Raw genomic sequence first — 14998 nt, forward strand, 5'->3', positions numbered from 1 at the left:
TCAAATTCCTTGTGTCCTGTATATTCTATTCATTTCTCTTCCTAAAAGGTGGACGACTACTTTGAATCCAAATATTTTATAAATGTATTTTATCTTTTTAACTGTGGGATGCCCATCAATATTTAAGATAAATTTATAGTGTTCCAAGTTTTTTATTATTTGGAGACTCGCCGTTTTATCTTGTTTCTGATATTCTTTGGCTTGCCCTAACAGAACTACATATGGATAGGCCAAATAAGATAAAAAAGCTTTTTTTATTTCTTTGTTTTCTATTTTTGAAGCTCTATCAAAATTAGCAACCAAAATTTCTTCTAAATCTTTCATACTTTGAAGAGAGACTCTTTTCGAAGTTTGACTCACTCCTGTTTTAATCCAAGTGTAAAAATAATAATTATACCAGTCGTAGCTTTGTGCAACAGCAATTAAATCTGCTGTAAAAGCTGTATCTTCATTTCTCATTCCTACTGGAAATTCCAAATGATGTTTTTTTATTAAATCATTTTTGATTACCTTTGTCCAAACAGCCCGAACCAGTTTGTTCCCTACGATTAATTCTTTCAAAGCGACTTCTGTAGGTTGTTTTAATACTCTATCTCTTGAAAAATTAGATTCTCCTGCATGATCGACATTACCCTCTCGTTCAATCGCAGAATCAAATATTAAAACATCAGCCTTGGATTCTAGAAGCTGGCTGTTTATAGCCGCCAAACCATCTTTAGTCGACCATAAATCATCATTATCCATAAACATAACATAGTCGCCAGTGGCTTCTTTTAAACCTGTGTTTCTAGACTTTGATGTCCCTCCATTTTCTTGATGAATGGTTCTCACTCTAGAATCAGCCTTTGATAGTTCATCACATATATTTCCAGAATTATCTGTTGAACCATCATCTATTAAAAGAATCTCTAAATCTTGATGCGTTTGCTGAGTAATGCTGGATACGCATTTTTCTATATACTTTTCCGAATTATAAACTGGGATAATAATGCTAAATTTCATGATTTATCCTTCCAAAACCATTTGTAATATTCATGATTTACTCTCTCATTTTCTGGGGGTAATTTCATATAATCGCCATACTGACGTGAGAGATAAGCATCATGATCTTTCAGTTTTCGAGAAATCAAGTGCTCAAATTTTACATCTTCATATTCTTCCCAGATTTTTTTAGGAAAAATTGCATTTTTATAACCAGTATACAGATATGAAACTAAATTGTTATCTGTATTATTGTATTTTTGCATAAAGAGGTCTAACTGTTCAGCTAAAGTCCGATATTTCCCGCGGTATTTGAGGTGTTGCGGCATCCACAAAATCAACTTCCCCCAAAAATATAGCTTTCTACTTGCACTGGCAAAGTCAACGCCATGAGGATTAGAAGCTGTTAATCGAACGGCTTTTTTCAAGAATTCTTTTTTGAAATGTTTTCGCTCTTCCTCATCATCGGGTAAAATATCCATTGGAAAAATATCTAAAAACACTCCCGTACCCCTATTCAAATTATCAATTTCACTTTCAAATGTTGTACGTGTATCATATAACTTCGCGAAAGGAAGATACGCTTCTCTTACTTTATAATGAAGCAGAGCATATCTCTCATCTGGAAGTTTTTCCATCAAAATCTTAATGAGGCGTTCATAGTTTGCCCGTGTAAGCTCAATATCAATATCGTCATCCCATGGAATATAGCCCCCATGACGCATAGCTCCAATCAAAGAGCCTCCAGCTAAAGTATATTCAATACCATTTTCTCGACAAATCGTATCGATATAAGCCAGTTGGTCAAGCTGTATTTCCCGAAGTTCTTCTTGAGTTATCTCTTTCATTTTTTCTCGTCCAATTCTTTGAAAACTTTTACAAAAGCTTCTGCTGACTGTTCCCATGTAAAGTTTTCTACTACATTCTTAGATACTTTTTTCTGTATACGTCTCATCTCTTCTTTATTTGCAATAATTTTTCTCAGCGTTTGAAGTAAGGCAGCTTCACTGTTTTCGATAATAAAGCCATAACTTTCATCTGGCATAATATCTCGCGCCCCACCAACCGTTGGAGTAGCAATTACAACATTTTCTAGCATCGCTGCCTCAAGCATTGCTGTCGCAAAGCCTTCACTCCGAGACATCAAAACAAAAATATCCGATTGCGCATCTAACTCTAGTACTTTCTCATAAGGGAGTCGTCCTAAAAATCTTATATTCTCTTGTTGATACTGTGTCTGAACTTCCTTTAATAGTGGTCCGTCACCAGCTATAATCAGTTCCAAGTCCTCTCTCTCTTTTGAAAGTTTTTCAAAAGCTGAAAGCAGTATTTCAACGCCTTTCATCTGTGGAATCAATCGCCCAGCATAAGAAATTACAGTCTTATCTTGGACTTTTTCTATTTTTTGGTTATTGTACTCTTCGACGGAGACTGCATTAGGAAGTGTACCTTTTGCATCTATGTTAAAAGTCTTTAACCACTCAGAAGCTTCCTTGGATACACCATAAAAAAGGGAAGTATTTTTCTTCACCTTCTTTATTAACCAATGCTCAATTTTTTGTAAAAATAAATCTAAAATGGGCTGGTTCAAGGTAAGATAGGACGAACCATGCTCGATAACGATTGCTTCTTTTCCTTTTTTCTTGGCCAGTTCAGTTCCTAACAGGGCAGGAAGGTGAAAACGAGTATTGGCAATATAATAATCAATAGGTTCAGATGAAATTTTCTTTATTAAAGAATGATATAAGGCATTCTTTTTCAAAAATGGATACCTGTTTTTCCAAATGTTTTTTACAGGAAGACGATAAATTTTTATTCCTTCTTGTATCTCTTCGTTAAGCAAATCATCACTATGCTGAGTCGTCACTATAATGACATTATAGCCCCGCTCGTGTAACTTTTTACTAATATTATAGGTATAGCGTTCGACCCCCCCTAAATGGGGAAGGTAATATCCATTAAAAATCGCAACTGTTTTATTCATTATTTTTCACCAATTGTTTTATATTTTTCAAATCGCCAGAGAAGTACAAGAAAACCACAATTAAAACTAGCCAAATACTTCCTCTCACAAGAAGAGTAACAAAGGAATTTAAAATATTAGTAAAATCTTGTGTGAAATATAAAACTGCATAAAGCAATATTCCCAGGATGAAAGGTTTTATGAGATTACGTACAATTAGACGAAACTTTCCTTCAAGCGCTTGATTCATTAGCAAACTTCCTGAAATAACAAAATTGATTATATAAGAGATTGAAACTGCAATTGCCACAGTATTTATTGAACCAAAGGAAATTCCAACTATAATACTTATACAAATAATTCCTAAAGAAACTATCCCATTAAAGGATTGAATCCTCACAAGATTTCTTGCCTGCCATATTGCTGGCATCATCTGTGCTAGCATCTGTGCCCATATACTCAAACTTAAAAATCTCAGGGGCATGACTGCTCCCCCCCATTGATTTCCAAACAGTAAATAAATGATGGGCTCAGCATTGAGTGAAAAGAAAACAGATACCGGAATCGCAATAAAGGCGAGGATTTGACTAATCTTTAAATAAGTATCTCTTATCAAAGGAACATTTTTTTCATGTTCGGCCAAGATGGGTTGTAAAACAGGGTTGACAACACTTAAAAACACAGTTATCGGAAGGGACAGCAATTGGTAACTTCTTGAATAATTTCCTAAGGGCTTTGCGCCAAAAAACTTACTTACAAGTATATTATCGAAGTTACGATAAAAGTAGTTTAGTAATAAAAAGCTCGTTTGATATTTGACAAATGAAAAGATTTTCTTCATAGGTTCAATACGCATTGATCGTGTATACTTAATATCTACCAATCGTAAATTCAACACAAGTATAATCGCTTCAATCATCGTAAAGGTGATTACCAATGAATATATCCCTGCATGCATTATTGCAGCAGTTATACCCATTATCCCACTAATTATGCTTGCTCCAGCCAATCGAAGACTGATTGCCTTAAATCTTTTTTCCTTACTGAGGATACCATTAGGCACTTGATTCATGGCTGCAGTAAGAATGATAAGTGACATTGACCAACAAATCGGGATATAGATAGGATTGTTGAAAATTGTTGATAATGTAAAGCCACCAACAACTCCGAAAAATAGAGAGGTAATCACACCGATTAAAATCGTATAATTAAAAATCACCCCATAATCTTCAGCTTTCAACTCTTTATTTTGCACAATTGCTGGTGCGATAGCTGTACCAGTTAAGAGCTGAAAAAATAAAATTAACACTTGTACCGTAGTTACTATCCCTATTTGTTCAGGTGTCAACAGTCGAGAAAGCACCATATTGAGGATAAGTTGTACAACTACGGTACTGTACTGAGCAATTGCCGTGAAAAATATTCCTGATTTAAACTCGTTTTTCATTTGTGAAATTCATAATCTAAGTATTTCTTCATTCCACTTTCGAGATTATACTTTGGATTATATCCTATTTTCTTTAATTTTTGGATGTTACTGATTGAAAGTTTAATATCGCCTTCTCTTGGTTCAGCATATTTGACATCTACCTCTTTGCCTAAATCGCTTTGGGAAAAGCGGATCAAATCATTCAAAGTCGTCTTTGTTCCAGTTCCAACATTGTAAACTTGGCCTAAAGATTGGTCAGATGTTGCAATAAGAAGCAATGCTTGGAGGACATCATCAATGTAAACAAAATCCCTTGCTTGCTCACCATCGCCAAAAATTGTCAAGAGCTTCTGATTTTTCAGACAATCCACCAAAATCGAAATAAAACCGGAATATGGGGAATTAGGGTTCTGGTTTGGACCATAGACATTGAAAAAGCGCGTTGCACTTGCCGGAATTTTGTAAAGATCATTATAAACCATGACCATTCTTTCCGAGGCAAATTTATCAACCGCGTAAGGTGTTAGCGGACGAATGATACTTTCTTCCTGTTTTGGAAGAGTTGGTTCATCTCCATAAACCGCTGCGCTTGAAGAAAAAATAAAGCGTTTTATTGATTTTTTCTTTGTCCGTAGAATCTCTAAAATCGCCATTGTACTGTCAAAGTTGACTTGATGAGTTTCATATGGACGAGCAACTGAATCCGCCACAGAGGCCACTGCTGCAAGATGAAAGATATAATCAAAGTCATTTTCTTCAAATACTTTTTCAAGCAGAGCTTTATCCGTTACAGAGCCTTTTATTTTTATTAAATTACTCGAGCTACTTAGATTAGAAAAATCTCCCATTGAGAGGTCATCAATAATCGTAACTTTATTATTAGGAAGAAGCCTATTAGCCAAAGATGAACCAATAAACCCTGCCCCACCAGTGATTAAAATATTATTGTTTTGAATCATTCTTATCTTCCACTTCTTCCACATTCTTCTTAAGTAATGATATTTCTTGAACTAAATTTTTTATTTGCTTTTCAGCAGATATTAGAGACATCTGGTATTTTAAAACAATGATCAGTAAAATGCTTACCAGTATAAATAAGGATAATGCGGTAAGAGTTTGAATCCCAAAAAAATGTGCGACTTCACTTCCCACTTCTGGAAAAAGTGCTCCAAACAGAATAACTAATGCTAGAACCAGCCATTTCAACATGTGTCGGATTTCTGCTTTGTCTTTTCTAACAAGATGAATCGTATAAAAAAAGAATGAAACTGCTAGAATAATCGCTAATATTCGTAGTTGTAACGGCATCATTTTCTACCCTTCCCTAATAGTGACGTTGCTAAAATGGATAACGAAACACTAATCATATAGTTTACACCTTTTAAAAGACTTATGCTAGATGTCCCCGTAGTTCGTTCAAACATTCTTACCCCTACCTCTTTTACACGAATATTTTTGGCAAAAAGATGCATGTAGCTTTCTGGCTCTGGGTATTGCCGAGGGTATCTTTTCACAAATTGTTCAATAACTTTTCTGTTCCCTGCACGATAACCACTGGTAACATCCATTATACGTATATTTGATGTGAGACGAATCAAAGTGGACAAAATCTTAATCCCAATTTGACGTGTTTTTGAAGATTTAAACTCTGAATTGCTCTCATCAAGGAACCTTGAACCAACAGTAAAATCTGCTTGGTCATTTATAATAGGGTCTATAAGTTGAGGCAGCGATTCGATATCATGCTGTCCATCACCATCAAACTGAACTGCGATATCATAACCATTTTTATAGGCATACATATATCCTGTCTGTACAGCTCCACCAATTCCAAGGTTTTGAATAAGTTCAACGTGATTAATCTTATTCTCTTTTAGCACTTCCTCTTCGTTATCTGTTGAACCATCGTTAATTACCACATAATCTAAGTTATAAGAAGAACTTTTAATATAATTTTCTACTTTTTTGATGTTCTCTGCAATCCCTTCTCCTTCGTTATACGCAGGAATGATTAGAAGAATTTTTGCTTTGTTAGTCAAATCTATGAAATTCCTCTCTTAGTCTTGGTTTTGTCTTTTTTCTACTTGTAACATTAATTTAATCAAGTATTTCCATCTGATTCCAGAATCTCTCTGCAAAAGACCTTTCAGAATCATTTTAACATATTTTCTTTTAAGTTGACAGAGCAAGTCGGGCTTATAGGCTTTGTAAAATCGATATTCGCTGCTAAAAATACTATGAAATCTTTCCTCTGACAGACTGGATAAATCTTGAACCGATAGGTGATGGCTAAGTTTACATTGCAACACCTTGACCTTTTTATGACTCGAAATGATTTTTGAAAAGAGCCAATGGTCAAGGTAGTCAAGAGGAAACTCTTTTGTAAAACCACCGATTTGTTCAAGGAAAGACTCGTTCAGCGTTAGCGTACTGGATATTCCAGAAATATCTTGGTGATAGACACCCGCTTCTCTTGGGTAGAGGAGCATGTCCAAAGTCTCACTTGCTGTGGGAGAAATCTGTGTTGTGCCATCATATATTTTCGCGCAGTAAGCAACGATGTCACTCTCTCTTTCTTTACCTTCTAACTTAGAAAATAGAGTAAGCATATAGCTTTCTGTAAGTAAGGTATCATCGTCCAGCAACATCAGCCATTCGTCTTTTGACAAAGAGAGAGAAGTCTCATATGCTATACGGGTCCCTCGTTCTTTGGGATCAAGATTATAAAGATATGTGAGTGAATGAAAAAGAGGAGAAAGCTTTATCTCTGAATAGTCTATAGCTCCGTTATCAAATACAATGACATTGAGCTTTTTTTTGATTGCATCACTAAGTTTGACAAGTGATGCAAAAGATTCTGTTTCCGTGAATTTTTGGGCATAAGCGACCAAACAAATTGTTATATTCATATTTATCGTTTCTTAAATTTCAAGAGCACTCTTTTAACCGTTCTCTTTATTTCAGACTTAAACGAACTTGAACTGTCTGCATTCACTGTGAGTAGATTTTCTATATGTCGCACGGCTTTCTTCTCACTGCCTTGGACTTTTTCAGCTTCTTCAATAAACGTTTTATAAACAAACTCTATAGAATATTTCTCTCGTACTTCCGAAATTTTATTGATGCTGTTTTGCTTTTGCTCTGTAAAAGTTTCTAGGCTCAAGCTCATTTTTTCAGATAAGGCTTCAATATCTCCTAAAGGATACATTTCTCCTTCTTGAAAAATCTTGTATGCAGACGCGTAACCCGGGTTGTCCGATATGATGACTGGAAGACCTTTGAGTAGGGCTTCAATATAGACCAAACCAAAGGTCTCCATGGCCGAGCTGCTGACAAAGATATCCTTATCCGTGAGTTCTTCCCATGGATTATCTAGATGACCGGTCAGCTTCACATTTTTCAAATTATGCTTCTTAATATAATGCATACACTTGATTTTGTAGTCTTCATCTTGAGCCCCGATCAATAAGAGCTCAACATCTGTTTTGCCAGACTGACGATAAGCTTTTAAAAGTTCCAACTGATTTTTACGTTCAGTCAAACGTCCTACTGACACAAAGCGAATATTTTCTCCTTTTTTTAAGGGCGAAGCATCCACTTCGCTATAAGGAATAAACTGCTTGATTTCTTTTCCTTCAAAAAGAAGATTCAGTTTTTGATTCAGAAGACCTGTCACACTGTAGACTTCTTTCGAATACTCTGCTATAAAATCTATTTTATCAAGGTAATAAGCAAACTCATTTTCTGGAAATTCATGGATTAACCAAAAATGAGGGATTGACTCACAAGCAGCAGCAAGAGCACCCTGAAACATATTCACCGTATTGGTAACCACTAAATCTATGTTGTTTTCCTGAATCAGCCGTCTGATTTGCGCAATGTTTTCACGATAATAAAACGCGCGACCTTTAGCATCTTCTGGAAGCCCCCCTGGTGCATCTTCCCACCACCATTTTCCGGCTGGAAGGATATAGGTAGAGATCCCCGAAGCCTTAAACTTGTTTTGGTAACTTGTTTTATCCTCTCCTTGATAACCTGGTGCAACATTTATCACTTTGTTTCCACGTTTAACTAACGCGGTCATCAGATAAAAAATTGAAATTTCTGCTCCATTATCAAAGGTGCCTGTTGGAGAAACGAATAAAATATTTTTCATTGTTCTTTCCTCATTATTTGAAATGCGAGCCTTATCACTCCCCGTTCAGCAAAACAGACTCTGTAAAAAAATTCGATTGAAAACTGTTTAAATTAAGTGTTTCCTGCCCACAACGTTATTTACTTATACTCTCGGTAAATTCATCTGTATGATTTTTAGCGATGCAGTGTTCTAAAACAAAATTATAGGCATTTTCGGCAATTACTTTTCTTTTTTCTGGACTTTCGACAAGCGCCTCTAGTTTTTCATACCATTCATCTGGTTGAGCCAATAGCCCTGTTCTTTCATCTTCAATCATTTCTTCAAAAGAGCCTAAATCGCTTGCTAGGGTTGGAATTTTTACAAGAGCAGCTTCAAGCCACTTAATTTCTGATTTTGCCCGATTGAACACATTATCCACTAGGGGAGCCAAGTTAATATCCACTTGACTAATAAGTTTCGGCAGTTCTTTCCAATCTACATAATCATTCATTTTGATTTGTTCTGAAAATTTTTGCAAGTCGTGTGGTAAATCGATATAACCGACGAGGTGGAGTTCTACATTGGGATATTTTTCTAAAATTTGAACAATCGCTGGTTTAATCATTTCAAAATTTTCATTGTGTGTGATCGAACCTGAGAAATATCCTATTTTAACTTTTGAGTCTTCTTTTGAATAATCTTTGAGTGTTTGTTGACTGAGGTTCACCAGTTCTTGGCTGGCAAGGTTTCTATTTAATAATACATTTGAACTATAGTTTTTCAGCTCATCTTTGAGATCACGAGTCGTTGTTATCACACTATCACACAAGGCCATCATCTTTCCATAAGAGTGGACGCCACTGTCATACGCGTGTTTCTCTAATTCAGAGAGATTTTGCGTATAAGTCAGCAAGTCGGTGTATTTTGTATCAATAACAAGATCATCAATATCATAATAAACAGGCTTATTATACTTTTTAGCAAGCTGACACAATTTGTCCAGTTCTTCTGAGTAACCTGTACGATAGATAATGATATGGCTTGCATGTTCTGCATAACCCATCTTAAAGCTTGAAGCATTTACTACCCACACGTCAAAGCCAAGCGATTTTAGCTGTGCAGCTTTATTTTCGACACGATAGCGTGTACACTGTGGAATAGCATTTTCAACACCATCAATAATCAGGATGTGCTCTTTGGGTTTTGCATTCTTGATATCCTCCATTATCCCATCAATAACCTCTGGGGGATAGGATGTGTTTGACTTTATATAATCAATTAAAGCAGGAACTTCTGTTTCCCTTGTGATGCCTTGCCAGGCAAATTTGTCCTTATTATAGTTTGAAAATGCTGTATATTTTACTAAAGGCACTTTGAAATCTTTCAGCATGACAAGTGGATGCATGTACATCGCACTATCACCATTATTGTTACTCACTGCACCATGCTTAAACCCTAGATCTTCAAAGTGTTTTGTAAACACAGTTTCATGCTTGCCAATCGCTTTATTTCTAGAATTTGTATCGTTCACATCTTTCCAGTAGTCGATGAAACCTGGGTAAGTGAACATATTTTTTTCAATTACGAGGAAATAAGATTGGAGGTGAACGGGGATTCTTTTATATTTGTTGTAGCCCGTGAAGTCTTCTTGGGGTTCACCATAGGAAATGCCCCAGAAGTCCAATTTACGCTCAGCCATTTCCTTGAAGGTTATTTCCAAGTCCATAAAAGGCCCGACATTTGTATCATTCACAAGGAGAAGTTCATCATATCGTGAAAGACCTGTTTTTTCCAACTCCAGTATACCCTGTCTAAATGCTGCTGTGTCATAGCCTTCATTTGGCCGGAGAATTACTTCTCCAAAGCCTTCCAAGAATGTTTGGTCTTCTGGTACGAGAGAACCATTGACAACAATGACGATTTTATGCGACAGTCTTGCTAGAGCCTCAAGAAAAATCAGCTTGTATTTTTGAAGCTTTTTATCGCCTGAATAAATGACGTAAACAAGTACACGTTTAGGATTAATATAATTATTTTTTTCACGTGATTTATTGCGTAAAAGCCCTAATATTTCTTTTTTTATTTTGAGAACAGGATGACATTTTATCCTTAGGGCTTTAAAAATTTTCTTGGGGATTTTAAGCCACAAGTTTGGATGCCGTAAGATATGAGAAACCCGCTTGATATTTGTCACAATAGAACTTCCCAGCCTGTAACTTTTTGACTGGATGATATTTTGTATATGTACCTCTTTGCTCTGTATCTCCCATTCTTTACGCTGGAGTTCTTGCTCCAAGTTCCTTATTAAGGCAAGACGTTCATCCGCAACTTCGGCCATGTCTCTGTAGTTACGCGCACTGACGATGAGGCTTTGTTTGATTGCTTGCGTGTACCTATCTCCAAGGATACCTTTATATTTGTCCAAAATATAGAGATAATCGTCAAAATACCTGTCCAAATCATCTCGCTGGCTTCGTGAAGCTTCTAGTACACGATAATTCAACTTAGTCTCTCTCACAAAATAAGCACTTGCACCATTGTTAAGAAAGAGGTTAAGCCAAAAATCATAATCTTCTAAACTTCGCAGATTCTCATCAAATTTCGCATTTCCAATCGTTTGAGTCCTTACCAAGGAGGACATGTCGATGACATTTTGAACCAGCTCATCATCAAGATGAAAATCGAGCTCTTCATGCAAAATATTACGTTCCTTTTCAAAATCCCAGAGTTGGCAGTAGGCGATGTCTACATCACCATGTTTTTTTGCCTCTCTAAGCAAGATTTCGATATGGTCTTTGTTTAAAAAGTTATCACTGTCGACAAATAAGAGATAATCACCAGTAATCTTATCTAGAGCAGCATTTCTTATTTTTACTACGCCTTGATTTTCACCTGAAAAATAGCGCGTTTCTGGAAAGGGGGAGTCTGGAAGCAGTGAGGAAATAATTTCTCCAGAACGATCTGTTGAACCGTCGTTAAAAATAATAAGTTCAATATTTTGATGCGTTTGCTCAAAGATACTTCTTATGCACTGTTCAATATATTTTTCATGATTATAGCAAGTGACTACAACTGAAATCTTATCATTCATAGGTATACTCTTTCTTTAGACAACTCCTGTTGGTTTTACTCTGAGAATAAAGCCTCGGTAGAAGACGATAAGGAGGTAAAGAACCATTATCGTAATCGTAGAAACTTTGGCAATGTTGGCGACTGTTTTTTCTGAAAGTTGAATGTTATATTTTGCTCCCAAATTTTGTAGAGCCGGGAGGAAAAAAATAATAAAGGGTTGCAGATAACGACCAGAGAGTTCATCAAATGCAGAAAGGGTTCTCTGCCCAACATAGATTCCTGCAAATATCCCGACCCAGTTAATGAAATAAGTCATACCAGAAGTCCAAGCCGTCCACTTAGGATAAACTTGTCTAAACTCTCCCATAGCTACCCAACAGAATAAAAGAATCCAGATAATATTAAAGAAGTCTGGAAGATTCATCGGGGTAATCATCCACATCCTGCGCGCATTGGTTCCCATTGTTGCAAAGTTGAGATAGTTATTAAAAAAGACTTTTGTAAAGTGAACCAAGCCAAATTTTTCATTAAAAACGACAAGAGCTCCAACAATCAAGGAAGCAACTGTAAGGGCTGCAAGCCATTTTGTCACGGTCTTCATCTTTTTGAAGTGCGCAACCAAAGGTCTATAAAACATAGGGAGACCAACTAGAGCAAAAAGTGAGAAAACATAGTTCTTCTTTGCGAAAAAGAGGAGCAAAACAGTGGCTAAGGTATAAAGGCGCTGTTTTTTGCTTAATTCTTTGAAACTCTTGATTTGAGTCAATTCTAAAAAATTAAGTGCAAACATCGCAAATACGATGAAGCTAAAGATATCATAGCTTGGGCTGGCGATTTTCATGAGGTAGGGAACCGTGAAAAGCATGACCATGAGCCACTTTCCTTGCTTACTTTTTTTGATGATAAAATAAAAACAGAGGGCAAAGAAGAGAAGATTAGCCAGTCTGCCCCCATAATCCATCACCCCAATACTTGGATAAATCAGTCGCGCAATGAGTACACCTACCGAAGCCGGAAGATGCATAAGATTGATAGGAACAAAACTATTCCCATTACTTGTTAAATTGAAACGAATACCGTCATTTCCCAAGTCAACTTTTTTGAAAATAGTATCCTTGATACTGATAGCTGCTGTACTTCCTGTAACGCCTCCAATAGCTTCATTCTCCATTACACGGAGACTTGGCTTAGACATTACTTCGGGATGAGTAGATGAAAACTGGTTGTAGGCATAACTAAGATGATAACCTTCATCTCCTGTTGACATTGGTGGAGTAAGGAAGGTAGCCAATACGCCAAAAATGAGCACAACTATGATAAAGAATTTTTCTGCCGGGAGTTTTAATTTTTTATTGTTAGCTATGTTCATTTTTTCTCCTTATAACCTTTTTTTTCAGCTTGGCGAGCAATGAGTAGATATAGTTTGTTCTTCTGTATGGAAAAGCTTTTAATAAAGCTTCTTGTTTCCCTTTAAGGTCAGTAATAGGTTGATATTCTTCAATAAGCTGCGTGTGATACTCTTGACTTAGAATCCTGTTTAGATCTGCTAATCGATGCTGCTTTCCTATTCCCGAATAATAATCTTCAAACTTGAAGTTTCCTCCGACAAGTCGCTCTGATAGATGCATGTGAATGTTTGGAATACCAAAACTATCCGCCACGATTAACCCGTGAAGAGACGAGGAAAAAATAAGTTTACACGATGTAATATCGGTAATCACTGCTTGTGGGGCACGCAAGACATCAATAATTTTAAATCTTGAGTCTGCTGCTAACTTTTTAATGAGGGGTTGGTCAGCTTCCTCGAAGTGAGGGATGATGCCTATTTTATCTTCCTTGATCTGGCTTTCTTCATACACTTTGTTTACAAGAATTCCCGGATCTCCTAGAGGGAGCGCTGGAAGCTTCAAGTCTTGCTGTGTCAACTTACCGCGCACCGCATGAAATTTTAACTTTGAAAAATCTAGGGATGAAAACTCATGCAAAGGATAAGTTTCCTTGATAGAGCCCACTCTTGCTTGAAGCGGATAGATGGTACCGCTTCCCCAAATATGCATTTTTTTTGTTGGGCGACTGTGCTCTAAATCAAGCAAAATGTGTAGCAAACTGCCAACAGAAAGCATGTCAGCTTTCTTAATATCTGATTCATAGACAATTTCAATGTAGGAGAACAAATTTTGGATAATTTCAGGACCAAGCTCATCACCAAAATTTGGTTTACCTCCTGGAGCTTTCCATGAATAAAGTTTGATTTTCTTTTTTGGTATCATTTGATTTCTTTTAAAAGTCCGTAAGTGCGCTTGTCTGAAGAATCTCTGTAAACAAAACTGAGCATTGGTGAAGCAGTGAGAAGTTCGGTTTCAATAAAGCCATCCTCTGCTACACGCTGCTTTATCCGTAGCGTTGCTACTAAGCCAAACTCTGTATTGTGGAAGTTCTCCATTGGGATTTCAATAGTATTTATAGTATGGATGGGTAACGAACCGCTGTCATAAACAATGCCGCCTCGTGTCACATCATGAAGACTGTAGGAAATAAACAAGTCTGACCTATCAAGCGTTTTATCGTAAAGCTCAACATTTAAATTTGCAGTGAAAAGCTCATCCGGTTTTGAAAGAGAGAGAGCTGAGGTGGGTTCAATTGTAATTTTTGCAGCTGATTCTTCTGCTTGACTACCATTCAAGTTATTTCTTGCAAGATTATCTTCAGAATATTTATTCGTAATATCTTGAATATTGCCTTTTTCAACAACACCTTCTTTAATATAAATGGCTTTGTTACAATATTTCTGAACAGCATTCATATCATGGGTCACTAAAATTGTTGTCTTTCCTGATGCTTTACGCTCCAAGAAATAGTCGTTACATTTACGCTGAAAAGCCTCGTCTCCAACAGCAAGTACTTCGTCAAGAACAAGCACATCGCCTTTAGCTTTTATAGCAACTGAAAAGGCCAAACGCACCTGCATCCCACTCGAATAGTTCTTTAACTTTTGGTTCATGAACTCATGAAGTTCTGAAAATTCAACAATATCGTCATACATATGGTCGATTTCTTCTGTTGAAAAACCAAGCATTGCACCGTTCAGATAAACATTTTCTTTACCCGTAAGTTCCGGATTAAACCCAACACCTAGCTCTATAAAGCTGACCAGCTTCCCATTAACAGTCACACTCCCTTTTTCTGGCGTGTAAATCTGAGAAATGATTTTTAAAAGTGTTGATTTTCCCGAACCATTACGACCAACAATGCCAAAAAAGTCGCCTTTTTCAACGGTGAAGTCGATATCTTTCAGCACGTGCTGTTCTTTGTAACCCTTAATGCCTCGCATACGGTTCACCAAAGTCGTACGGAGACTCGTACTTGCTTCTGTTGGGAGGCGGAAGTATTTACTCACATGATCTATTTTTACTGCTACTTCTGACATTTTTTCCTC

13 protein-coding genes are annotated in these 14998 nt (G+C 36.6%); all 13 read right to left on the minus strand.

Features of this window, described 5'->3' with window-relative positions:
* Positions 1 to 1002, minus strand: coding sequence for a glycosyltransferase family 2 protein (locus NFR51_RS04790; RefSeq protein ID WP_251712575.1), 1002 nt, complete (start codon positions 1000 to 1002; stop codon positions 1 to 3).
* Complete coding sequence (locus NFR51_RS04795) at positions 999 to 1829, minus strand: LicD family protein (protein ID WP_251712576.1); 831 nt, start codon at positions 1827 to 1829, stop codon at positions 999 to 1001. Before NFR51_RS04795 ends, NFR51_RS04790 begins: the two co-directional genes overlap by 4 nt.
* Positions 1826 to 2965 (minus strand): glycosyltransferase family 4 protein, encoded by a 1140-nt coding sequence (locus tag NFR51_RS04800; protein ID WP_251712577.1) that lies wholly within the window; start codon positions 2963 to 2965, stop codon positions 1826 to 1828. The genes NFR51_RS04795 and NFR51_RS04800 overlap by 4 nt, the downstream gene beginning before the upstream one ends.
* Positions 2958 to 4391, minus strand: coding sequence for a lipopolysaccharide biosynthesis protein (locus NFR51_RS04805; protein WP_251712578.1), 1434 nt, complete (start codon positions 4389 to 4391; stop codon positions 2958 to 2960). The genes NFR51_RS04800 and NFR51_RS04805 overlap by 8 nt, the downstream gene beginning before the upstream one ends.
* The gene (locus NFR51_RS04810; protein ID WP_251712579.1) at positions 4388 to 5332 is read right to left on the minus strand and encodes an NAD-dependent epimerase/dehydratase family protein; all 945 of its coding nucleotides are present in this window, start codon (positions 5330 to 5332) and stop codon (positions 4388 to 4390) included. Before NFR51_RS04810 ends, NFR51_RS04805 begins: the two co-directional genes overlap by 4 nt.
* Positions 5316 to 5681 (minus strand): DUF2304 domain-containing protein, encoded by a 366-nt coding sequence (locus NFR51_RS04815; protein WP_251712600.1) that lies wholly within the window; start codon positions 5679 to 5681, stop codon positions 5316 to 5318. Before NFR51_RS04815 ends, NFR51_RS04810 begins: the two co-directional genes overlap by 17 nt.
* A complete protein-coding gene (locus tag NFR51_RS04820) occupies positions 5681 to 6412 on the minus strand; it encodes a glycosyltransferase family 2 protein (protein ID WP_251712580.1) in 732 nt (243 codons plus the stop codon). The genes NFR51_RS04815 and NFR51_RS04820 overlap by 1 nt, the downstream gene beginning before the upstream one ends.
* Positions 6413 to 6430: 18 nt before the next feature.
* A complete protein-coding gene (locus NFR51_RS04825) occupies positions 6431 to 7282 on the minus strand; it encodes a glycosyltransferase (protein ID WP_251712581.1) in 852 nt (283 codons plus the stop codon).
* A gap of 2 nt (positions 7283 to 7284) precedes the next feature.
* On the minus strand, positions 7285 to 8529 hold the full coding sequence (locus NFR51_RS04830; RefSeq protein ID WP_251712582.1) for a glycosyltransferase family 4 protein: 1245 nt from the start codon (positions 8527 to 8529) through the stop codon (positions 7285 to 7287).
* A gap of 115 nt (positions 8530 to 8644) precedes the next feature.
* The gene (locus NFR51_RS04835; protein ID WP_251712583.1) at positions 8645 to 11581 is read right to left on the minus strand and encodes a rhamnan synthesis F family protein; all 2937 of its coding nucleotides are present in this window, start codon (positions 11579 to 11581) and stop codon (positions 8645 to 8647) included.
* Between the two features lie 15 nt (positions 11582 to 11596).
* Complete coding sequence (locus NFR51_RS04840) at positions 11597 to 12931, minus strand: DUF2142 domain-containing protein (protein WP_251712584.1); 1335 nt, start codon at positions 12929 to 12931, stop codon at positions 11597 to 11599.
* Positions 12918 to 13832, minus strand: coding sequence for a polysaccharide pyruvyl transferase family protein (locus NFR51_RS04845; RefSeq protein ID WP_251712585.1), 915 nt, complete (start codon positions 13830 to 13832; stop codon positions 12918 to 12920). The genes NFR51_RS04840 and NFR51_RS04845 overlap by 14 nt, the downstream gene beginning before the upstream one ends.
* The gene (locus NFR51_RS04850; protein WP_251712586.1) at positions 13829 to 14989 is read right to left on the minus strand and encodes an ABC transporter ATP-binding protein; all 1161 of its coding nucleotides are present in this window, start codon (positions 14987 to 14989) and stop codon (positions 13829 to 13831) included. The genes NFR51_RS04845 and NFR51_RS04850 overlap by 4 nt, the downstream gene beginning before the upstream one ends.
* Between the last annotated feature and the right edge of the window lie 9 nt (positions 14990 to 14998).

The sequence above is a fragment of the Lactococcus ileimucosae genome, assembly GCF_943193185.1.
Classification (GTDB): Bacteria; Bacillota; Bacilli; order Lactobacillales; family Streptococcaceae; genus Lactococcus; species Lactococcus ileimucosae.

Coding starts and splice junctions, on each gene's coding strand:
- NFR51_RS04815 (WP_251712600.1), bottom strand. CDS start 5,681: ATGCCGTTACAACTACGAATATTAGCGATTATTCTAGCAGTTTCATTC.
- NFR51_RS04790 (WP_251712575.1), bottom strand. CDS start 1,002: ATGAAATTTAGCATTATTATCCCAGTTTATAATTCGGAAAAGTATATA.
- NFR51_RS04805 (WP_251712578.1), bottom strand. CDS start 4,391: ATGAAAAACGAGTTTAAATCAGGAATATTTTTCACGGCAATTGCTCAG.
- NFR51_RS04850 (WP_251712586.1), bottom strand. CDS start 14,989: ATGTCAGAAGTAGCAGTAAAAATAGATCATGTGAGTAAATACTTCCGC.
- NFR51_RS04800 (WP_251712577.1), bottom strand. CDS start 2,965: ATGAATAAAACAGTTGCGATTTTTAATGGATATTACCTTCCCCATTTA.
- NFR51_RS04830 (WP_251712582.1), bottom strand. CDS start 8,529: ATGAAAAATATTTTATTCGTTTCTCCAACAGGCACCTTTGATAATGGA.
- NFR51_RS04845 (WP_251712585.1), bottom strand. CDS start 13,832: ATGATACCAAAAAAGAAAATCAAACTTTATTCATGGAAAGCTCCAGGA.
- NFR51_RS04835 (WP_251712583.1), bottom strand. CDS start 11,581: ATGAATGATAAGATTTCAGTTGTAGTCACTTGCTATAATCATGAAAAA.
- NFR51_RS04825 (WP_251712581.1), bottom strand. CDS start 7,282: ATGAATATAACAATTTGTTTGGTCGCTTATGCCCAAAAATTCACGGAA.
- NFR51_RS04840 (WP_251712584.1), bottom strand. CDS start 12,931: ATGAACATAGCTAACAATAAAAAATTAAAACTCCCGGCAGAAAAATTC.
- NFR51_RS04795 (WP_251712576.1), bottom strand. CDS start 1,829: ATGAAAGAGATAACTCAAGAAGAACTTCGGGAAATACAGCTTGACCAA.
- NFR51_RS04810 (WP_251712579.1), bottom strand. CDS start 5,332: ATGATTCAAAACAATAATATTTTAATCACTGGTGGGGCAGGGTTTATT.